This window comes from Streptomyces sp. NPDC002513, from assembly GCF_053595355.1.
In genome coordinates this window covers 39,851-60,626 of the sequence record NZ_JBSFXK010000025.1, presented here as the reverse complement: position 1 = coordinate 60,626, position 20,776 = coordinate 39,851, and the positions used below count along the sequence as shown (strand labels likewise).

Sequence of the window (20,776 nt, the reverse complement as noted above, 5' to 3'; positions counted from 1 at the left end):
TCGTGCGTACGCTCTGTGCTTCGACCCTGATCGGCGAGTTCTTCGTCATCGGCTTCGCGGGTCTCGTCGCCATGAAGGACCCGAACCTGTCCACGACCACGGTCTGGACCGTCAGCGGCATCGCGATGGCGCTGAGCATCCTGCTGTGCGGCCTGCTCACCCGCCCCGGCGGGATCCAGCTCGGCTGGGCCCTGCAGATCGCGCTGATCGCCTCCGGGTTCTTCGTGCCGACGATGTTCTTCATGGGCGCGGTCTTCGCGGCGCTGTGGTGGGCGTCGGTGCACTACGGAAGGAAGATCGACGAGGCCAAGGCCCGCTTCGCGGCGCTGCACGACAGCGAGAGCAGTCCCGCGGCCCCGTAGCTCTCCAGGCCCGGGGCCCGACCTGACGCTGTGTAATGGTCACTCAATTCCGCCCTGTACCCTCTACGCACCGCACCACCATGATGAAGGAGCCCTCTCGTGACCTCGCGCACCCTCGTCCTCCTCAAGCCCGACGCCGTCCGTCGCGGGCTGATCGGCGAGATCATCGGCCGCATCGAGCGCAAGGCCGGCTGGACCATCAGCGCGCTGGAGATGCGCACCCTGGACCAGGAGACGTTGGAGCAGCACTACGGCGAGCACCAGGGGAAGCCCTTCTACGAGCCGCTGGTGGAGTTCATGGCCTCCGGCCCGGTCGTCGCGCTCGTCGTGGAGGGTGAGCGGGTCATCGAGGGCCTGCGCGCGCTCGCCGGGCCGACCGACCCGATCGCCGCCGCGCCCGGTTCCATCCGCGGCGACCTCGGCGTGATCGTCCGCGAGAACCTGGTGCACGCCTCCGACTCGGAGGAGTCCGCCGAGCGGGAACTCAAGATCTTTTTCCCGGGCCGGTTCTGAGAGTCCGGACCCTTCCCCGCGTCCGGATGATGAACTTTCGTTCTCGTCATGTGAACAATTCCTGAGGGTTTTCGGCGTCACTCGGACGCATGACCAAGGATGGCCGTGGAAACCGGTCGAACAAACCCGGTCGCTCCTTGGCATATGCGTGCCGTTCGGGGGAACGGCTACCCCCGAACGCCCGTCTCCAGAAGCGAGGCGACGCGTCATCTGCTGACAATGGCGAAGACCCTCGCGCAATGTTTCGTGCGGGCGAGACTACGATGTAAGCCTTCACGTCACAGCACCCACTTCGCCGCCCCAACAAAAGCCGTCACACGCTCAACTTGGGAAGGCCAGACGAATCCTGATGGGGAACTCAATGTCGTTCATCGGCCGTGACATGGCTGTGGACCTCGGGACCGCCAACACGCTGGTGTACGTCAGGGGCCGTGGGATCGTGCTCAACGAACCGTCGGTCGTCGCGATCAACACCAACACCGGTGGCATCCTCGCGGTCGGTGCGGAAGCCAAGAAGATGATCGGCCGGACCCCGGGCAACATCGTCGCCGTGCGTCCGCTCAAGGACGGCGTCATCGCCGACTTCGAGATCACCGAGCGGATGCTCCGCTACTTCATTCTGAAGATCCACAAGCGGCGGTATCTGGCGCGCCCGCGGGTCGTGGTCTGTGTGCCGTCGGGCATCACGGGCGTGGAGCGTCGCGCCGTCATCGAGGCGTCCTCCCAGGCCGGCGCCCGCCAGGTGCACATCATCGAGGAGCCCATGGCGGCCGCCATCGGCTCGGGCCTGCCGGTCCACGAGGCCACGGGCAACATGGTGGTGGACATCGGCGGCGGCACCACCGAGGTCGCGGTCATCTCGCTCGGCGGCATCGTCACCGCCCAGTCCATCCGCGTCGCCGGCGACGAACTGGACAACGCGATCATCCAGTACGTCAAGAAGGAGTACTCCCTCCTCCTCGGTGAGCGGACGGCCGAGCAGATCAAGATCACGATCGGTTCCGCGTACGACCTCGACGCCGACGAGCACACCGAGATCCGCGGCCGGGACCTGGTCTCCGGACTGCCCAAGACCGTGGTCATCTCCGCGGCCGAGGTCCGCAAGGCCATCGAGGAACCGGTCAACGCGATCGTGGACGCGGTCAAGACGACCCTCGACAAGTGCCCGCCGGAGCTGTCCGGTGACGTCATGGACCGCGGCATCGTCCTCACCGGCGGCGGCGCCCTGCTGCGCGGGCTCGACGAGCGGCTGCGCCGGGAGACCGGCATGCCCATCCACATCGCCGAGGACCCGCTGGACAGTGTGGCGCTCGGCTCGGGCAAGTGCGTCGAGGAGTTCGAGGCGCTCCAGCAGGTGCTGGACGCCCAGCCCCGCAGATGAGGCGACGCGCCGACTCCGCCGTACGAGACGATCGTCTCTCGTGCGGCGGATCGTTGATATAGAGACATAAACTCCCCCTGCGTATTCGGGTTTCCCCTACACATTCCGACGAGGAAGGCACGGCCGCCGCACGTGAGGGACACACGAGAGAGCCGGCTGCTCCTGGTGCTGCTGATCGCCATCGCGTTCGCGTTGATCACGGTGGACATCCGCGGTGGCCAGGATTCACCGGTCGAAGGTGCCCGCCAGGCCGCCGCCACGGCCTTCGGCCCGATCGAGAACGGGGTGGCGTCCGCCGTCGACCCGGTCGGCAACGCGGTCGCGGCCGTGCGCGACTCCGCCCGGCGGCACGACCGGGTCGCCCAACTCGAGCGTTCCAACGCCGCGTTGAAGGCGAAGCTGGGCAGCGACGACCGCAACCGCAGCCGCCTCAAGCAGCTCGACCACATGATCCGGATGGCAGGCGAGGGGCAGTACGGGATCAAGGGCGCCGAGGTCATCGCGATAGGAGCGGCCCAGGGCTTCTCCTGGACGGTCACCATCGACGTGGGCGCGAACGACGGCATCAAGCGCGACATGACCGTTCTCAACGGCGACGGACTGGTCGGCCGCGTCACCACCGTCGGCCCCAGCACCTCCACGGTGCTGCTGGCCAACGACCCCGACTTCACCGTCGGCACCCGGATGGAAGGCAGCGACGAACTCGGGTTCGCCTCCGGGCAGGGTGACCGCCCGCTGCGCGTCCAGCTCCTCAACGGCAAGGCCGACGTGAAGAAGGGCGACCGCCTCGTCACCTTCGGCTCCCAGGCCGACAAGCCGTTCGTGCCCGGGGTCCCGGTCGGTGTGGTCTCGCGGATCGACCCGTCCGGCGGCGGTCTGACCCGCACGATCTACGTGAAGCCGTTCGCGTCCTTCAGCAGCCTCGACGTCGTCGGCGTCGTCGTCCAGGCGCCGAAGAAGGACCCGCGCGACACGGTCCTGCCCCCGAAGCCCCAGCCGACGCCCACCCCGACCGTGACCGTCACCGTCACGCCGTCCGCCGATGGTCAGGCGTCCGCCGACGGTCAGCAGCAGACGCCCTAGGAGCCGAACCAGATGCGCCTCAACCGGATGCTGCTCTCCACCGCCCTGGTGATCGTCGCCCTGGTGATCCAGGTGAGCGTTCTCGCCCGACTCCATCTGCCCGGTGCCGTGCCGGACCTGGTGCTCCTGACCGTCGTCGCCCTCGCCCTGGTCTACGGCCACGTCGGCGGCAGCCTCATCGGCTTCGGCGCCGGCCTGCTCTCCGACCTCGCCCCGCCCGCCGACCACGCCGCCGGCCGCTATGCCCTCGTGCTGTGCGTCATCGGCTACCTCGCCGGACTGGCCCGGCCCGAGAACGGCCGGCTGAAGTCCGCCAGCGGCCCGATGTTCGTGGTGGTCGCCGCCGCGATCGGCTCCACCCTGCTGTACGCGGGCGTGGGCGCCCTCGTCGGCGACACCGCCGCCCGCCATGTCGGCCTCACCAGCCTGCTGGCCACGGCCGCCATCTACGACCTGCTGCTCGCGCCGTTCGTGGTGCCCGGGATCATGGCGCTGGCCCGCCGGGCCGACAACGACCCGCTCGCCGAGACCGGCTCCGCCAAGGCGGCCGACGTCTCCTCCGGCTGGCTCTCCTCCGGCACCGGACTGCGCATCGGCAGCCAGCGCGGGGTGTTGCGGGTCAAGGCGGCCAGGGCCCGGATGGCCAGGGCGGGTCGCATCAAGGGGGTCAAACGGCTGTGACCCTCACGGAGTCGGCCGCCCGGACACACAGGTTGGCCGTGTACTCCTATGACGCGTACGTGCACGGAGCGGGGGCGGCAGCAGTGGCCGACACCCGCCCGTCCCCCGCAACCACCCTCGACTTCAGTGGGCCTCGCCGATGACTAACATCCCCGAGACCGGACGGACTCCCCGCGTTCAGATCCGGCTGGTCGTCATCCAGATCCTCGTCCTCTCCCTCCTCGGCACCCTCGGTGCCCGCCTGTGGTACCTCCAGATCCGCAACGGCAGCGAGTACGCCAAGGAGGCCTCCGGCAACCACGTCCAGCAGGTCGTCCAGCCCGCCGTACGCGGCGAGATCCTGGACGCGCGGGGCGTGCCGATCGCCGACAACGAGACCCGGCTGGTGGTCTCCGCCTCCCGCACCGACCTGCTGAAGATGAAGGACGGCGGCAAGGCGGTCCTCGCCAAGCTGGCCGGCGTCCTCGGCATGAAGCCGCAGGACGTCAGGGACAAGGTGCGCCTGTGCGACGCGAAGACACCGCAGCCCTGCTGGAACGGCTCCCCGTACCAGCCGATCCCCATCACCGACGAGGCCACCCCGCGCCAGGCCCTGCAGATCCGCGAGCGCTCCGAGGACTTCCCCGGCATCACCGCCGAGCCCGAGGCCGTGCGCCGCTACCCGAGCCCCGGTGACGCCAACACCGCCCAGGTCCTCGGCTATCTCTCGCCCGTCACCGACGACGAGATCCAGCAGGCCAAGGACAGCGACTCGCCCTATCTGCGCTCCGACATGGTCGGCCGCTCCGGCCTCGAGCGCCAGTACGACAAGGTGCTGCGCGGCAAGGCGGGCGTCACCCGCTACGAGGTCGACAACCTCGGCCGCGTCATCGGCAAGGCGAGGAGCGACGCGGCCGAGCCCGGCTCCAACCTGGTCACCAGCATCGACGCCCGGGTCCAGCGGGTCGCCGAGTACGAGCTGGACAACGCGATGAAGATCGCCCGCGGCCAGTTCGACAAGATCACCGGCGAGAACTACAAGGCGGACTCCGGTGCCGTCGTCGTGATGGAGGCCAAGACCGGCCGGGTCGTCGCCATGGCGTCCGCCCCCACCTACGACCCGAACGTCTGGGTCGGCGGCATCTCCGCGAAGGACTACCAACAGCTCACCGGCAAGGACTCCGACTACCCGCTGCTCAACCGGGCCATCCAGGGACAGTCGGCACCCGGCTCGACCTTCAAGGTGGTCTCCACGGCAGCCGCCGTCGAGGCCGGCTACCCCTTCGACGGCAACTACCCGTGCACGAGCTCGTACTCCGTCGGCGGCCAGGTCTTCAAGAACTTCGAGGGGGAGAACTTCGGCCCGATCTCGCTCGGCCGCGCCCTGGAGGTCTCCTGCGACACCGTCTTCTACGGCCTCGCCGACAACGAGTGGAAGAAGGACGGCGGCATCAACCCCAAGAAGGGGCAGCCCAAGGACTACTTCTTCAAGGCCGCCCACCAGTTCGGCCTCGGCAAGACCACCGGCATCGACCTGCCGGGCGAGGTCTCCGGCCGCGTCCCCGACCGCCAGTGGAAGCAGAAGTACTGGGAGGCCAACAAGGACGTCTGGTGCAGGACCGGCAAGAAGGACGGCGACTACGTCCAGAAGATCGCGTACGAGAACTGCCTCGAGGGCAACAAGCTGCGCGAGGGTGACGCGATCAACTACTCCATCGGCCAGGGCGACACGCTGCTGACACCGATCCAGGAAGCGGTCATCTACTCCGCGATCTCCAACGGCGGCACCCTGTGGAACCCGACCATCGGCAAGGCGGTCGTCAGCCCCGACGGCAAGAAGGTCACCGAGATCAAGCCCACGTCGCACGGCAGGCTGCCGATCAACCAGAAGACGCGGGACGTCATGGAGCAGGCCCTCGCGGGCGTCGTCACCCGCGGTACCGCCGCCTGGAAGTTCGGCGGCTGGCCGCAGGACAAGATCCCGCTGCACGCCAAGACCGGTACCGCGGAGGTCTACGGCAAGCAGACCACGTCGTGGCTGGCCACCTACTCCAAGGACTACGCGGTCATCATGACGATCGCCCAGGCCGGTACGGGTTCCGGCGCCTCCGGTGAGGCCGTGCACAACATCTACAACGCCCTGTACGGCGTCCAGAAGGACGGCTCGATCGACAAGGGCAAGGCCCTGCTCCCCACCCCGCAGCAGAGCCTGCCCACGATCCGCTCCGACGGCTCGATCGAGGCCCAGAAGGTCGAGAAGTACGACCCCGGCGCCGACCAGGCGAGCCAGCAGGACCAGCAGGGGAACAACGCCACCGACACCCCGGCGGCCACCGTGCCCTCGCCCACTCAGAGCAACCGCCGCACCGTCCGGCGCTCGGCCCGCTCGAAGAAGAGGCGGAGGATCCTCACATGACCGGAGCGAACAACTTCTCCGTCTCCGGGTACGGTCCCGACCGGGCGGGCTGGACGCGGATCTTCGCCCGCGACGGCCTGGCCCGCCGGCTCGACTGGCCGATACTGCTGTCGGCCACGGCCCTGTCCCTGATCGGCTCCGCGCTCGTCTACTCGGCGACCCGCAACCGCACCGAGATCAACCAGGGCGACCCGTACTACTTCCTGATCCGCCACCTGATGAACACCGGCATCGGGTTCGCCCTGATGGTCGGCACGATCTGGCTCGGCCACCGCACCCTGCGCACGGCCGTGCCGGTCCTGTACGGCTTCTCGCTCCTCCTGACCCTGCTGGTGCTCACCCCGCTCGGCGCCACCATCAACGGCAACCGCAACTGGATCGTCCTGGGCGGCGGCTTCTCCCTCCAGCCCTCCGAGTTCGTGAAGATCACGATCATCCTGGGCATGGCCATGCTGCTCGCGGCCCGGGTCGACGCGGGTGACAGGCCCTATCCCGACCACCGGACCGTGGCCCAGGCCCTCGGTCTGGCCGCCGTCCCGATGATGATCGTCATGCTCATGCCTGACCTCGGCTCCGTCATGGTCATGGTGGTCACCGTGCTGGGCGTGCTGCTCGCCTCCGGCGCCTCCAACCGCTGGGTGTTCGGCCTGCTCGGCGCGGGCGCCCTGGGCGCGGTCGCCGTATGGCAGCTGCACATCCTGGGCCAGTACCAGATCAACCGCTTCGCCGCCTTCGCCAACCCCAGCCTCGACCCCGCGGGTGTCGGCTACAACACCAACCAGGCGCGCATCGCGATCGGCTCCGGCGGACTCACGGGTGCGGGCCTCTTCCACGGCTCGCAGACCACCGGCCAGTTCGTGCCCGAACAGCAGACCGACTTCGTCTTCACGGTCGCGGGCGAGGAACTGGGCTTCGTCGGTGCCGGTCTGATCCTCGTCCTGCTCGGGGTCGTCCTGTGGCGGGCCTGCCGGATCGCCCGTGAGACGACCGAGCTGTACGGCACGATCGTCGCCGCGGGCATCATCGCCTGGTTCGTCTTCCAGGCCTTCGAGAACATCGGCATGACCCTCGGCATCATGCCGGTCGCGGGCCTGCCCCTGCCGTTCGTGTCGTACGGCGGCTCCTCCATGTTCGCCGTCTGGATAGCGGTGGGGCTGCTCCAGTCGATCCGGGTGCAACGGCCCATGTCGGCCTGACCGGCCGGGTCGGCGTAGGAGGCGGTTCCCCGGTGTGGCCGGCCGGGGCCGCGGACGGTGCGCCCGCCGACCGGCCGGGCCGCGGCCCACGGCGGGTGGAACGGCGCGTTCGGGATGAATACCGATGAACTCTGCCCTCACGGCCCGATTGCTACTAGATTCGGTCCATGGCGGACACGAAACGCGAAATCGAGCGCAAATACGAGGCCGCGATCGGGGACGAACTGCCCGACCTGACCGCCGTCGGCGGCGTCTTCGCCGTCGTCGACCGGGGCATCGCCGAACTCGACGCCACCTACTACGACACGGCCGACGCGAGGCTGGCCGGCGCCCTCCTGACCCTGCGCCGCCGCACCGGCGGCGACGACGCCGGCTGGCACCTCAAGCTGCCGGTCGCCGACGGTGTACGCGACGAGGTCCGCGCCCCGCTGTCCGACACCGTGCCCCCGTCCCTGAGCGACCTCGTCCGCTCCCGCGTCCGGGGCGCCGAACTCATCCCCGTGGTCCGGCTGCGCTCCTCCCGCGACACCCGCCACCTCGTCGACGCGGACGGCGCCCTGCTCGCCGAGGTCTGCTTCGACCGGGTGCACGCCGAGCGGCTCAGCGGCGGCACGGGCACCGCCGACTGGACCGAGATCGAGGTCGAACTCGCGGACGACGGCGATCCCGCCTTCCTCGACAAGGTCGACAAGAAGCTCCGCAAGGCGGGCGTGAACCGCTCCTCGGCCGTCTCCAAACTGGCCCGGGCACTGGAGGAGACCGCCGGCCGCCCCGAGCCCGCCGAGACCGGCGAGCGGCAGCCGCCGCCCGCCCCGGCCGGCCCGCGAGGGCCCCTCGCCACGGCGGGCGACCACGTCCTCGCCTACGTCCGCGCCCAGCGCGACGCCGTCGTCGAACTCGACCCCGCGGTGCGCCGGGACGTCTTCGACTCGGTGCACTCCATGCGCGTCGCCACCCGCCGGCTGCGCAGCACGTTCCGCTCGTTCGGCAAGGTCCTGGACCGCGGGGTCACCGACCCGATCGCCGACGAGCTGAAGTGGCTGGCCGGCGAGCTGGGCGTCGACCGCGACCTGGAGGTCCTCACCGAGCATCTGTCGACCGCCGTGTCCGAACTGCCGGCGCCCCTGGTCTCCGGCCCCGTCCGCGACCGCCTGGACTCCTGGTCCCAGGCCCGGCGCGGCGGCTCCCGGCGCCTGCTGATCTCCGTCCTTGACGGCGAGCGCTACCTGGACCTGCTGAACGCGCTCGACACCCTGATCGCCGGCCCGCCCCTGCTGAAGGCGGCCGGGCAGGACCCGGGGAAGGCGCTCGCCAAGGCCGTGCGCAAGGACTTCCGCAGGGTCGCCGGTCTGGTCGGCCAGGCCCTCGATCTGCCCCCGGGCCACGACCGGGACGTCGCGATGCACGAGGCGCGCAAGAAGACCAAGCGCACCCGGTACGCGGCCGAGACGGCCGTACCCGCACTGGGCAGGCCCGCCGAGACCCTGGTCAAGTCGATGAAGTCGCTGCAGACCCTGCTGGGCGACCACCAGGACAGCGTGATGGCCCGCGACGCCCTGCTGGACCTGTCGGCCCGGGCGAGCGCGGCAGGGGAGACCTCCTTCACCTACGGCGTTCTGTACGGGCGGGAGGAACAGCGGGCGGCGGCCGCGGAGGCGGAACTTCCTCAGATGTGGCGGACGGTGCGGGCCGCGACCGACATCTGAGCAGCGGGGACGGGCCGGCGGTCCCCGGTCCCCGGGGCGGGCCCGTCCCGGGGATCCGGCGGTCCGGGGAGGGGTCCCGAGCGCGTTAGGCTTGATGGTCACCCCCGTCAGTTCCCTCCAGCCCACGAAAGTCGCGAGATGTCTGCCGAAGCCGCTGTATCGGTGTTCCCGCAGCTCGAAGCCCTGCTCCCGCACGTGCAGAAGCCGATCCAGTACGTCGGCGGTGAGCTGAACTCCACCGTCAAGCCGTGGGACTCCTGTGACGTCCGCTGGGCGCTCATGTACCCCGACGCGTACGAGGTCGGCCTGCCCAACCAGGGCGTCATGATCCTCTACGAGGTCCTGAACGAGCAGGAGGGCGTCCTCGCCGAGCGCACCTACAGCGTGTGGCCGGACCTGGAGGCCCTGATGCGGGAGCACGGCGTCCCGCAGTTCACGGTGGACAGCCACCGCCCGGTGAAGGCCTTCGACGTTTTCGGCCTGTCCTTCTCCACCGAACTGGGCTACACGAACATGCTGACGGCCCTGGACCTGGCGGGCATCCCGCTTCAGGCCCGGGACCGCACCGTTGACGACCCGATCGTGATGGCCGGCGGCCACGCGGCCTTCAACCCCGAGCCGATCGCCGACTTCATCGACTGCGCGGTGATCGGCGACGGCGAGCAGGCCGTCCTGGAGGTCACAAAGATCATCCGCGCCTGGAAGGAGGAGGGCCGCCCGGGCGGCCGCGAGGAACTCCTCTTCCGCCTGGCGAAGACCGGCGGGGTCTATGTCCCGGGCTTCTACGACGTCGAGTACCTCCCCGACGGCCGCATCGGCCGCGTCGTCCCCAACAGGTCGGGCGTCCCGTGGCGCGTGTCCAAGCACACGGTCATGGACCTCGACGAGTGGCCGTACCCGAAGCAGCCCCTCGTCCCCCTCGCGGAGACCGTCCACGAACGCATGTCCGTCGAGATCTTCCGCGGCTGCACGCGGGGCTGCCGCTTCTGCCAGGCGGGCATGATCACCCGTCCCGTGCGCGAGCGCTCCATCACGGGCATCGGCGAGATGGTCGACAAGGGCCTGAAGGCGACGGGCTTCGAGGAGGTCGGCCTCCTCTCCCTGTCCTCCGCGGACCACTCCGAGATCGGCGACATCGCCAAGGGCCTCGCGGACCGCTACGAGGACGACAAGATCGGCCTGTCGCTCCCCTCCACCCGCGTGGACGCCTTCAACATCGACCTGGCGAACGAGCTGACCCGCAACGGCCGCCGCTCCGGCCTCACCTTCGCCCCCGAGGGAGGCTCCGAGCGCATCCGCAAGGTCATCAACAAGATGGTCTCGGAAGAGGACCTGATCAGGACCGTCGCCACGGCGTACGGCAACGGCTGGCGCCAGGTGAAGCTCTACTTCATGTGCGGCCTGCCGACGGAGACCGACGAGGACGTCCTGCAGATCGCCGACATGGCGACGCACGTCATCCAGAAGGGCCGCGAGGTCTCCGGCTCGGGCGACATCCGCTGCACGGTCTCGATCGGCGGCTTCGTCCCCAAGCCCCACACCCCCTTCCAGTGGGCGCCCCAGCTCTCCGCCGAGGAGACGGACGCCCGCCTGGAGAAGCTCCGCGACAAGATCCGCGGCGACAAGAAGTACGGCCGCTCGATCGGCTTCCGCTACCACGACGGCAAGCCGGGCATCGTCGAGGGCCTCCTCTCGCGCGGCGACCGCCGCATCGGCGCGGTGATCCGCGCGGTCTACGACGACGGCGGCCGCTTCGACGGCTGGCGCGAGCACTTCTCGTACGACCGCTGGATGGCCTGCGCGGACAAGGCGCTGGCCCCCTACGGCGTGGACGTCGACTGGTACACCACCCGCGAGCGCACCTACGAGGAGGTCCTCCCCTGGGACCACCTCGACTCGGGCCTCGACAAGGACTGGCTCTGGGAGGACTGGCAGGACGCCCTCGACGAGACGGAGGTCGAGGACTGCCGCTGGACGCCATGCTTCGACTGCGGGGTGTGCCCGCAGATGGACCTGGCCATCCAAATCGGCCCGACCGGCAAGAAGTTGCTGCCACTGACGGTCAAGAACGCGGCACCGGCGCCGGCTTCGAGCGGTCACACGCACTGACGTGATGAACCTGAGGGAGGGCCGCAGCCGTTCGGGGCGGCGGCCCTCCTCCTCATCCCAGGTCGAAGGTGTTGGGCAGGCCGAGCCGGTAGCGCACCTCGTCGACACGCTTGAGGGGCTCCAGCTCCTGGGGGCGGTACAGCTCCCAGATCCGGCACCGCTCGGCGCTTGAGCCGTCCTGATCGAGCAGCGCGTTGACGGCCCGTCGCGCCGACTCGTTGGCGCCTTCCATCGTCGCCAGGTCCACGTCGGTGCGGACGTAGTCGCCGGCGAGGAAGAAGTTCGGCACGGCGGTCTTCGCCGACGGGCGGTTGTAGAGCGTGCCCGCGGGATGGATCAGGAGCGGCTCGCGGTTCTGCGGATCGGGGCCGCCGAGCCCGGTCACCGCCGGGTCCATGAACCAGCCGAGCCGGTCGGTGTCCGTGAGCGTCGTCTTGCCGGAGTCGTTCAGGGCGTCCTTGAGCTGCGCCCAGCACTCCTCGACGATCTCCTCGCGTGTGCAGTCACGGGCCTTCTTGCCGTACAGGATTCCCGGCTTGTCCCACTCCGAGACGATCGTGGACAGGCAGTCATGGGCGCGTCCGTCGCCGTAATCCTCCGAGAAGTTCCGCACGTCCCAGAACTGTGCCTGCCCGATCGCCGTCACCGACCACGGCGAGTCGAGGCAGTTGATGTGCCCGTGGACGACGGGCGTCGGCGTGCGCAGATAGAACTGCACACCGGTCATCCAGTCCGTCTGCAACGCGTCGCACCGGGCGAGCTGTGGGTCAGCCGCGCGCAGGGCGGCACCCCAGGTGCGCCGGGCGTGCTCGACGGGCATGGCGCTGACGTAGTGGTCGGCGGTGACGGTGCGTTCGCCGCTCCCGTCCCGGGCCGAGACCTTCACGCCGGTGACGCGCCCGCCCTCGTAGAGCACCTCCCGCACCTGAGTGCCGAGAACGAACCGGACGCCCAGCGAGCGCAGGTGTGCGGACCAGGGGTCGATCCATGCCTCGTTCGTCGGGGCGTTGAGCACCCGGTCGATGTCCGCGTCGCCGTCCATGCCACGGCCCAGCAGGCCCCACAGCAGCAGCGCCTCGATGATGACGCGGCCGACGGTGCGGGTGGAGGCCACCTCGGCGCGGGTGGCGACGAGGTTGCGGGTCTGTCCGATGCCGAGGATCGTGCGGTACTCCTCGCTCATCCGCTCGGCGCGGATGAAGTCCCACCAGGAGGTCTTCTCCCACTGGTCCTCGCGGCGTGCGTCGCAGCTGGTGAGGTGGACGAGGACACGGTCGGCGAAGTAGGCGGCCTCGTTCGCGGGCAGCCGGCTGCCCAGGTCGAGGACGGAGAGGATCTGGTCGCGGATCCACGACGGAGTGATGTCGCCGGGCGCGGGCGGGGTGGTGACCCGGCGCAGGGGGAAGTGAAGGTCCGGGCGGCCCGCCTCGCGGGCGAAGAGTGCCTCGGTGCCACTGCGGAGGTTGTCGTGGACGCCGCCCGCGTTGCCGGGAAAGGGGATGCGGCGCATGCTGTCCGGCAGGTTCCGGTAGAAGCCCGGGAAGAAGCGGAAGCCGTGTTCGCCGGGCAGGGGTCTGCGACCATCCGTGCCGGTTCCGGGGACGCTCATCGAGCGCGCCTTGCCGCCGAGCATGTCGTAGTACTCGTAGACGGTGACGGTGTAGCCGCGTTCGGCGAGTTCATGGGCGGCGCTGAGGCCGGAGACGCCGCCGCCGAGGACGGCGACGTGCTTGCCGGTCGAGGCTGCGGCCGTGGCCGTGCCCGGCCAGAGGGCGAGGGCGCCTGCCGCGCCCCCGGCACCCGCGAGGAACCGTCTGCGGGTCGTTCCCTGGTGTTCTGTGGTCATGGATAAGGGAGGGTAGGGAGAGCGGGGACCCGGCGACAGGTAGCGATTCGGTCACCACGGCATCCTCACAAAAGCGCGGGACTCATCCGGGCGGAGCCTCAGGGCCTGTTCTGTCAAGATCCAAAGGCCCGGCTGGGCCGGGTGCGGCGGCGTGAGGAGCCGCGGGGGTGGAGGACCGCCGGGACGGTCAGGCCGCCGGGGGGTGGTGGCGGGGCGGTGGGAGACAGGCGGGAGACCAGGGCCGTCACCGCGGTCTCGGCGATCGTCGCGGGGCGCAGCGTCACGGTGCTCACCGGGGGATCGTTCTCGGCGTAGGCCGGGTCCTCGCTGGTGCAGACGAGGAGGAGGTCGTCGGGGATCCGCAGGCCGTGGCGGGCCGCGGCGGCCAGGACCTGGCGGCCGCCGGGGTCGTAGACCGCGTAGACCGCGTCGCACGTGCGGGCGGCGAAGACCGTGTCCAAGCTGTGGCCCGGGGTGTCGTACGGGTCGAAGGTGAGGCACAGGGGCGTTCGGCCGTGCTCGCGGCACCACTGCTCGTACGTGCGGGTCACGGCCTGGGTGTAGTGCTCGTCGCCGTGCCCGGCGTGCAGGGCGATCCGCCGGGCGCCCGAGGCCGCCAGGTGGTCGAGGACCTCGCGGGTGGTGGCGATGTGGTCGTTGTCGACCCAGACGTCCCCGGGTCTTGGATCGAGGGGCCGGCCGTCGAAGACGAGCGGGATGTCCCGGGCGCGCAGGGCGCGCAGCACCGGGTCGCCTGCGGGGCTGTCGAGGAGCAGCATGCCGTCCACGGCGAGGGTGTGCCACGGCGTCTCGGCGCCGCGGGCGGCGGGGAGGATGGTCAGGGCGTAGCCGTGGGCGTGCGCGGTGGCGGTGGCGGCGGTCAGGAGCCGGGCGAAGTATGGGACTTCGAGGAAGTTCCAGGCCGATCCGGCGTAGGTCGTGACGGCCACGCCCAGGGTCCCCCCGGTCCGCGGGGTCAGCCGGGCGCCGTAGCCGAGTGCGGTGGCCACCTCGCGGACCCGGCGGCGCGTGGCGTCGGCGAGCCGGCCGGTCCCGTTGAGGGCGTGCGAGACGGTGGCGGTGGAGACCTCGGCGGCGCGGGCGACATCGGCGAGGGTGGGCCCTGACATGGCGCCTTCCTGTGGGTCGCGGTGCGGATTCCGTCGTCCGGGGTGGGTTCTGGTTACGGCGTTAATCAATGAGGGTCCGGCCACAGTAATGCAGCCCCATCCTTGGAGTGGTCATGCCTTCTTCTTATCCCCGGCGGAGCGTGCTCGCCGCGGGTGCGGCCGGACTGGTGGGTGCGGCGGCCGGCCCCGCGGCCGCCGCGCAGCGGGGTGCCGCGCACCGCGGTTCCGCGGCCGTGGTCATCCACAACGCGAACGTGTTCACCGGGCGGTCCGGCGGCCGCCCCGTGGAGGCCGTGGCCGTCGGGCGCGACGGCCGGATTCTCGCCACCGGCCCGGGCCGCGCACTGCGCCGTCTCGCCGGACGGGACACCGAGGTCGTCGACGCGCGCGGGGCGACCGTGATGAGCGGTATCCACGACGGCCATGTGCACCCGCTCGCCGCGGGCGAGCGTTCGCTGCGTCCCTCCCTGGAGGGCGCCGAGACGACCGCCGAGCAACTTCTCGCGACGCTCACGGGTTTCCTCAAGGACACACCCGGTCAGGAGCCCGACGGCTGGCTGGTGGTCTCGGACTGGAACCCGGTCGGGCTGCTGCCGCAGGGCACCCTGCCCCACCACTCCCTGCTCGACGCCCTCCCCACCCGCCGTCCGATCGCCCTCCTCGGGGCCGACGGCCACAACGCCTGGGTCAACGCCCGCGCCCTGCAGATCGCCGGCATCACCGCGGCGACCCCCGATCCGGTGGGCGGCAAGATCGTGAAGGGGGCGGACGGGAAGCCGAGCGGGGTGCTCAAGGACGACGCCCAGGTCCTGGTGACCCGCCACATCCCGGAGCCGAGCGAGGCCGAACTGGTCGCCGCCTGTTCCCGGGTCCTCGCCCAGGCGGCGGCCTCCGGGGTGACCACGATGATGGACGCCGCGGTCGGGCGCAGTGAGCTGACGACATATCAGGCACTCGCGAGAGCGGGGATGTTGCCGCAGCGACTCGTCCCCGCGATCAGGATCGACTCGGACCTGGCGAAGGACCCGGCGGCGGCGCTCGCGTACGCGAGCGGGCTGCGGCGCGCGTTCGGGGACGTACCGGGACTGCGGTTCGGGATGATCAAGGTGTTCCTCGACGGGGTGATCGAGTACCCGGCGCAGACCGCCGCGCTCCTGGAGCCCTATCTGGACGGCTCCGGACACCCGACGGACAACCGGGGTGAGCTGTATGTCTCCGGGCAGGACTACGGGCGGCTGACCGCGGCCTTCAACCGGGCCGGCTGGCAGATGCACGCCCATGGGCTCGGCGACCGCGCGGTGCGCACGGCGCTCGACGGGTACGCGTACGCCCGGCGCACGACCCGGCTGCGCGACGCCCGGAACACCGTCGCGCACCTCCAGCTGGTGGACCCGGCGGATCTGGGGCGGTTCGCCGCGCTGGACGTGGTGGCCTGCATGCAGCTCCAGTGGGCGGAACAGGACACATGGACGATGGAGGCCCTCCTGCCGTACATCGGGCCCGAGCGGCACCGGTGGATGTACCCCGCCCGCTCCCTGGAGCGGCACGGGGCCCGGCTGTCGGGCGGCTCGGACTGGCCGGTGGACCCGCTCCAGGTGTGGAACCAGGTCCGTACGGCGATCGACCGCACGGGCGCGGAGGGCGACGGGCCGCTCTACCGGGAGCTGGAGGGGCTGAGCCGTACGTCGGCACTGCGCATGCACACGCACGGGACGGCATGGCAGCTGCGCATGGACCATCTGACGGGAACGGTCCGGCGCGGTCTGGCCGCGGATCTGATCGTTCTCGACCGTGATGTGACGCGTTGCCCGGTGGCGGACATCAGCGACACCCGTGTCGAGCTGACCCTGGTGGGCGGCCGGGCCGTCCACGACGCGCGCACCTCGGCGGGCCGGGCCGCGGCCGCGCGACTCGACCGGGCCGCCGCCACGCCCCGCCCGTCGGCGTACGCGGCGGTGCACGGCGGCCGACACCGGGCCTGCGGCTGCGGCGGAGACCGGCTGTAGCGGGGTTTGGCTCCCGGCCTCTGTACGGCCCCCGTACAGGGGCCGTACAGAAGCGGGCGGATGGCCGCGGTCGTCCGAGGGTCGGCGATCGGACTGTGGCCCGGACGAGAAAGAGAGGCCTTCGATGACCGCTTCTCTCCTACCGCAGGGACAAACGCCGGAGCTGGAAGCGGTGAGCGGGCCGCTCAGGCGCGTCAAGACCTCGTCAAAGTGATACCCGACGGCGTCAGGACCCCGCTAAAGGGGTGCGCCGGCGGGACAGCACAGCGGTTCCCTGGAAGGAGCCGGTTTCCGCCGACACCGCCCCCGGCGCGCGCGCCGCGGCCGAGCGGTCCCTTCCCGTCGTCGCTACGGGGTATCGCATATGTCGGATCTTGGATTCATCGTTCTCGTCATCGCCGCCTTCGCCCTCATCGGCCTGGTCGCCAAGGGAGTGAACCGGCTGTGAGCGTGGAGAACGTCGTCGGCCTGGTCGTCGCCGTCTGCCTGGTGATCTACCTGGTCTTCTGTCTGATCTTCCCCGAGAGGTTCTAGCCGCCCCTCACGGTCCGTAGCTGGCGAGGTTCTCCATGAACGCCACTCTCGCGGGCTGGCTGCAGATCATCGCCCTCGTCGGTGCGCTGGCCCTGACCTTCCGGCCGCTCGGCGACTACATGGCCCATGTCCTGACCTCCCCCCGTCACTGGCGGGTCGAGCGCCTGACCTACCGGGTCGGTGGCGTGCACGTGGACGCCGACCAGACATGGCCCGCCTATCTGCGCAGCGTTCTGGCGCTCTCCGTGGTGTCGGTGCTGTTCCTCTACGGCTTCCTGCGGCTGCAGAGCCATCTGCTGCTCTCCCTCGGCAGGAAGCCGGTCAGTCCCGACCAGTCCTTCAACACCGCTGCCTCCTTCGTCACCAACACCAACTGGCAGTCGTACGCGGGTGAGTCGACCATGGGCCATCTGGTGCAGATGGCGGGCCTGACGGTGCAGAACTTCGTCTCGGCAGCGGTCGGGATCGCCGTGGCCGCCGCCCTGATCCGCGGGTTCACCCGCAGGAAGACCGACCAGGTCGGCAATTTCTGGCAGGACCTGACCAGGATCGTGCTGCGGATACTGCTGCCGGTCTCGGTGGTGACGGCGATCGTGCTGGTCGCCGCCGGCACCGTCGAGAACTTCCACGGCGTCCAGTCGATCACCACCATCGCCGGGCAGCACCAGTCCGTCACCGGCGGCCCGGTCGCCTCCCAGGAGGCCATCAAGGAACTCGGCACCAACGGCGGCGGGTTCTACAACGCCAACTCCGCTCACCCCTTCGAGAATCCCACCCCGTTCACCAACTGGCTCGAGATCTACCTGTTGCTGGTGATCGGCTTCGCCCTGCCGCGGACCTTCGGGAAGATGGTCGGCGACAACCGCCAGGGCTACGCGATCGTCGCGGTGATGGCGCTGGTCTGGGCCGCGTCGGTGGCCATTGTGACCGCCAACGAGCTGCACAGCGTCAGCAGTTCGGCCGGGCACGCGGCGGGCGGGATGATGGAGGGCAAGGAGCAGCGGTTCGGGATCTGGGCCTCGGCCTTGTTCGCCGTGTCCACCACGCTGACGTCCTGCGGTGCGGTCAACTCGGCTCATGACTCGCTCACACCGGGCGGCGGCGGCATGACGATCTTCAACATGATGCTCGGCGAGATCGCGCCCGGCGGTACCGGTTCCGGCCTGTACGGGATCCTGATCCTGGCCGTCGTGGCGGTCTTCGTCGCCGGGCTCATGGTCGGCCGCACGCCGGAGTACCTGGGCAAGAAGCTGCGCGGCCCGGAGATGAAGTACGCCTCGCTGTACATCCTCACGACCCCGGCGGTCGTGCTGATCGGCACCGGGATCGCGATGGCCCTGCCGGGCGAGCGGGCGGCGATGCTCAACCACGGTCCGCACGGCTTCTCCGAAGTGCTCTACGCCTTCACCTCGGCCGCCAACAACAACGGCTCCGCGTTCGCCGGGCTGAGCGCCAGCACCGTCTGGTACAACACCGCGCTCGGGCTTGCGATGATCCTGGGCCGTTTCCTGCCGATGGTGTTCGTACTGGCACTGGCCGGATCGCTTGCCCAGCAGCAGCCGGTGCCGACCTCGGCGGGCACGCTGCTCACCCACCGGCCGCAGTTCGTCGGTCTGCTGTCCGCCGTGATCCTCATCGTCGTCGGCCTCACCTACCTGCCCGCGCTCGCGCTGGGGCCGCTCGCGGAAGGGTTGCACTGATGCCCACCACCATCGTGGAAGCCGCGGCACCGACAGGCCCGCCCGCGCCCGAGGGGCATCAGGTCTCCGCGGGACTGCTGGACCCCAGGCTGCTCGTCGTCTTCCTCCCCGACGCGCTGCGCAAGCTCGACCCGCGCCTGATGCTCAAGAACCCCGTGATGTTCGTGGTCGAGGTCGGCGCCTTGCTGACCACCCTGTCCGCGATCAAGAACCCGAGCGTGTTCGCCTGGGTGATCACCGTATGGCTCTGGCTGACCGCGCTCTTCGCCAACCTGTCGGAAGCGGTGGCGGAAGGACGCGGCAAGGCGCAGGCGGAGACACTGCGCCGGACGAAGAAGGACACCATGGCCCGCCGCGTCATCCGTGGCCGGCACTCTGGCGCGCCTGAGGTCACCGAGGAGGTGCCGGGGACCGCACTGCGGCTCGGTGATCGCGTCGTGGTCGAGGCCGGTGAGATCATCCCCGGCGACGGCGATGTGGTCGAGGGTATTGCGAGCGTCGACGAGTCCGCGATCACGGGTGAGTCGGCGCCGGTGATCCGCGAATCGGGCGGCGACCGCTCCGCCGTGACGGGCGGAACGAAGGTGCTCTCCGACCGCATCGTGGTGCGGATCACCTCCAAACCCGGCGAGACCTTCATCGACCGCATGATCGCGCTGGTGGAGGGCGCCGACCGGCAAAAGACACCGAACGAGATCGCGCTGAACATCCTGCTCGCCTCGTTGACCGTCATCTTCCTGGTCGCCGTGGTGACCCTGCAGCCGTTCGCCGTCTTCGCCGGTGCCGAGCAGTCCATCGTCGTCCTGGTGGCGCTGGTGGTCGCCCTGATCCCGACCACGATCGGTGCGCTGCTCTCAGCGATCGGCATCGCGGGCATGGACCGGTTGGTGCAGCGCAATGTGCTGGCGATGTCCGGGCGCGCGGTGGAGGCCGCGGGCGACGTCGACACGCTGCTGCTGGACAAGACCGGCACCATCACCCTGGGCAACCGGCAGGCCGCCGAGTTCCTGCCCGTCCGCGGCGTCGACCTGGAAGTGCTCGCAGACGCTGCCCAGTTGTCCTCGATCGCCGACGAGACGCCCGAGGGCCGCTCGATCGTGGTCCTCGCCAAGGAACGCCACGCACTGCGTGCCCGGACCGAGGGCGAGCTGGAGCACGCCGAGTTCATTCCGTTCACCGCGCAGACCCGGATGTCCGGGGTGGACCTCAACGGCGCGCTGGACAACCGCTCGCTGCGCAAGGGCTCGGCCACCGCGGTCATGCGCTGGGTCCGCGATCACGGCGGTCACCCCACCGAAGAGGTCGGCCCGCTGGTCGACGGCATTTCCGCCGGCGGCGGCACACCCCTGGTCGTCGGCGAGGTGGTACGGCGGACAGGTGTGGAGAGCGCCCGGATCCTCGGTGTCATCCATCTCAAGGACGTGGTCAAGCGCGGCATGCGCGAGCGCTTCGACGAGCTGCGCCGCATGGGTATCAAGACGGTCATGATCACCGGTGACAACCCGCTGACCGCCGCCGCGATCACCGAGGAAGCAGGCATCGACGACTTCCTCGCCGAAGCCACGCCCGAGGACAAGATGGCGCTGATCAAGCGGGAGCAGGCCGGCGGCAAGCTGGTCGCGATGACCGGCGACGGCACCAACGACGCCCCCGCACTGGCCCAGGCTGACGTCGGGGTGGCGATGAACACCGGCACCTTGGCCGCCAAGGAGGCCGGCAACATGGTCGACCTCGACTCCAACCCGACCAAGCTCATCGAGATCGTCGAGATCGGCAAGCAGCTCCTCATCACCCGGGGCGCGTTGACCACGTTCTCCATCGCCAACGACATCGCCAAGTACTTCGCGATCATCCCCGCGATGTTCGCCGGCGTCTACCCGGGGCTGCACCATCTCAACGTCATGGGTCTGCACAGCCCGACCTCGGCGATCTCCTCCGCGATCATCTTCAACGCGCTCATCATCATCGCGCTGATCCCGCTGGCCCTGCGCGGTGTCCGCTACCGGCCCTCCTCGGCGGCCACGCTCCTCAGCCGCAACATCCGGATCTACGGTCTCGGCGGCCTGGTACTGCCGTTCCTCGGCATCAAGGCCATCGACCTGTTGATCCAATTCGTCCCCGGACTGCACTGACC

The 20,776-nt window shown here is 70.0% G+C and carries 15 protein-coding genes; 13 read left to right on the top strand and 2 right to left on the bottom strand.

Going from position 1 to position 20,776, the window contains the following annotated elements; translation table 11 throughout:
- Nucleotides 1–2: 2 nt before the first annotated feature.
- The 9 genes from ACWD5Q_RS18415 (at nucleotide 3) to ACWD5Q_RS18375 (ending at nucleotide 11,426) form a co-directional block, all read left to right on the top strand.
- Entirely contained in the window at nucleotides 3–362 is a 360-nt protein-coding gene (locus tag ACWD5Q_RS18415) for a DUF4233 domain-containing protein (RefSeq protein ID WP_451428056.1), read from the top strand.
- Nucleotides 363–461: 99 nt separating this feature from the next.
- On the top strand, nucleotides 462–875 hold the full coding sequence (gene ndk / locus ACWD5Q_RS18410) for a nucleoside-diphosphate kinase (protein ID WP_451428055.1): 414 nt from the start codon (nucleotides 462–464) through the stop codon (nucleotides 873–875).
- Nucleotides 876–1,236: 361 nt separating this feature from the next.
- Nucleotides 1,237–2,256: a rod shape-determining protein gene (locus ACWD5Q_RS18405; protein WP_234515679.1), complete on the top strand. Its 1,020-nt coding sequence runs from the start codon at nucleotides 1,237–1,239 to the stop codon at nucleotides 2,254–2,256.
- 132 nt (nucleotides 2,257–2,388) lie between these two features.
- Nucleotides 2,389–3,339 (top strand): rod shape-determining protein MreC, encoded by a 951-nt coding sequence (gene mreC, locus ACWD5Q_RS18400; RefSeq protein WP_451428054.1) that lies wholly within the window; start codon nucleotides 2,389–2,391, stop codon nucleotides 3,337–3,339.
- 12 nt (nucleotides 3,340–3,351) lie between these two features.
- The gene (gene mreD, locus ACWD5Q_RS18395; RefSeq protein WP_451428053.1) at nucleotides 3,352–4,020 is read left to right on the top strand and encodes a rod shape-determining protein MreD; all 669 of its coding nucleotides are present in this window, start codon (nucleotides 3,352–3,354) and stop codon (nucleotides 4,018–4,020) included.
- Nucleotides 4,021–4,159: 139 nt separating this feature from the next.
- On the top strand, nucleotides 4,160–6,415 hold the full coding sequence (gene mrdA, locus ACWD5Q_RS18390) for a penicillin-binding protein 2 (protein WP_451428052.1): 2,256 nt from the start codon (nucleotides 4,160–4,162) through the stop codon (nucleotides 6,413–6,415).
- Nucleotides 6,412–7,611: a rod shape-determining protein RodA gene (gene rodA / locus ACWD5Q_RS18385; protein WP_451428051.1), complete on the top strand. Its 1,200-nt coding sequence runs from the start codon at nucleotides 6,412–6,414 to the stop codon at nucleotides 7,609–7,611. Before mrdA ends, rodA begins: the two co-directional genes overlap by 4 nt.
- A 167-nt stretch (nucleotides 7,612–7,778) precedes the next feature.
- Entirely contained in the window at nucleotides 7,779–9,317 is a 1,539-nt protein-coding gene (locus tag ACWD5Q_RS18380; RefSeq protein WP_451428050.1) for a CYTH and CHAD domain-containing protein, read from the top strand.
- A 138-nt stretch (nucleotides 9,318–9,455) separates the two neighbouring features.
- Nucleotides 9,456–11,426 carry a TIGR03960 family B12-binding radical SAM protein gene (locus tag ACWD5Q_RS18375; RefSeq protein WP_451428049.1) on the top strand — a complete coding sequence of 657 codons (1,971 nt, stop codon included), beginning with the start codon at nucleotides 9,456–9,458 and terminating at the stop codon, nucleotides 11,424–11,426.
- 52 nt (nucleotides 11,427–11,478) lie between these two features.
- Here ACWD5Q_RS18375 and ACWD5Q_RS18370 read toward each other — a convergent pair whose 3' ends face one another.
- Together ACWD5Q_RS18370 and ACWD5Q_RS18365 are read right to left on the bottom strand one after the other, a co-directional pair.
- The gene (locus tag ACWD5Q_RS18370) at nucleotides 11,479–13,272 is read right to left on the bottom strand and encodes a hydroxysqualene dehydroxylase (RefSeq protein ID WP_451428048.1); all 1,794 of its coding nucleotides are present in this window, start codon (nucleotides 13,270–13,272) and stop codon (nucleotides 11,479–11,481) included.
- Between the two features lie 113 nt (nucleotides 13,273–13,385).
- Entirely contained in the window at nucleotides 13,386–14,402 is a 1,017-nt protein-coding gene (locus tag ACWD5Q_RS18365) for a LacI family DNA-binding transcriptional regulator (protein ID WP_451428047.1), read from the bottom strand.
- Between the two features lie 113 nt (nucleotides 14,403–14,515).
- Between ACWD5Q_RS18365 and ACWD5Q_RS18360 the strand changes: the two genes are divergently transcribed.
- The 4 genes from ACWD5Q_RS18360 (at nucleotide 14,516) to kdpB (ending at nucleotide 20,774) form a co-directional block, all read left to right on the top strand.
- Nucleotides 14,516–16,408: an amidohydrolase gene (locus ACWD5Q_RS18360; protein WP_451428046.1), complete on the top strand. Its 1,893-nt coding sequence runs from the start codon at nucleotides 14,516–14,518 to the stop codon at nucleotides 16,406–16,408.
- 444 nt (nucleotides 16,409–16,852) lie between these two features.
- The gene (gene kdpF, locus ACWD5Q_RS18355; RefSeq protein WP_451428045.1) at nucleotides 16,853–16,942 is read left to right on the top strand and encodes a K(+)-transporting ATPase subunit F; all 90 of its coding nucleotides are present in this window, start codon (nucleotides 16,853–16,855) and stop codon (nucleotides 16,940–16,942) included.
- A gap of 35 nt (nucleotides 16,943–16,977) precedes the next feature.
- Nucleotides 16,978–18,642, top strand: a complete 1,665-nt coding sequence (gene kdpA / locus ACWD5Q_RS18350) for a potassium-transporting ATPase subunit KdpA (protein ID WP_451428044.1) — start codon at nucleotides 16,978–16,980, stop codon at nucleotides 18,640–18,642.
- The gene (gene kdpB, locus ACWD5Q_RS18345) at nucleotides 18,642–20,774 is read left to right on the top strand and encodes a potassium-transporting ATPase subunit KdpB (protein WP_451428043.1); all 2,133 of its coding nucleotides are present in this window, start codon (nucleotides 18,642–18,644) and stop codon (nucleotides 20,772–20,774) included. The genes kdpA and kdpB overlap by 1 nt, the downstream gene beginning before the upstream one ends.
- Nucleotides 20,775–20,776: the final 2 nt, after the last annotated feature.

Excerpts from the sequence above, each read along its gene's own strand:
- kdpB (WP_451428043.1), top strand. The coding sequence starts at position 18,642 with ATGCCCACCACCATCGTGGAAGCCGCGGCACCGACAGGCCCGCCCGCG.
- mrdA (WP_451428052.1), top strand. The coding sequence starts at position 4,160 with ATGACTAACATCCCCGAGACCGGACGGACTCCCCGCGTTCAGATCCGG.
- kdpA (WP_451428044.1), top strand. The coding sequence starts at position 16,978 with ATGAACGCCACTCTCGCGGGCTGGCTGCAGATCATCGCCCTCGTCGGT.
- mreD (WP_451428053.1), top strand. The coding sequence starts at position 3,352 with ATGCGCCTCAACCGGATGCTGCTCTCCACCGCCCTGGTGATCGTCGCC.
- ACWD5Q_RS18380 (WP_451428050.1), top strand. The coding sequence starts at position 7,779 with ATGGCGGACACGAAACGCGAAATCGAGCGCAAATACGAGGCCGCGATC.
- ACWD5Q_RS18370 (WP_451428048.1), bottom strand. The coding sequence starts at position 13,272 with ATGACCACAGAACACCAGGGAACGACCCGCAGACGGTTCCTCGCGGGT.
- ACWD5Q_RS18375 (WP_451428049.1), top strand. The coding sequence starts at position 9,456 with ATGTCTGCCGAAGCCGCTGTATCGGTGTTCCCGCAGCTCGAAGCCCTG.
- ACWD5Q_RS18405 (WP_234515679.1), top strand. The coding sequence starts at position 1,237 with ATGTCGTTCATCGGCCGTGACATGGCTGTGGACCTCGGGACCGCCAAC.
- rodA (WP_451428051.1), top strand. The coding sequence starts at position 6,412 with ATGACCGGAGCGAACAACTTCTCCGTCTCCGGGTACGGTCCCGACCGG.
- ACWD5Q_RS18360 (WP_451428046.1), top strand. The coding sequence starts at position 14,516 with ATGCCTTCTTCTTATCCCCGGCGGAGCGTGCTCGCCGCGGGTGCGGCC.
- ACWD5Q_RS18365 (WP_451428047.1), bottom strand. The coding sequence starts at position 14,402 with ATGTCAGGGCCCACCCTCGCCGATGTCGCCCGCGCCGCCGAGGTCTCC.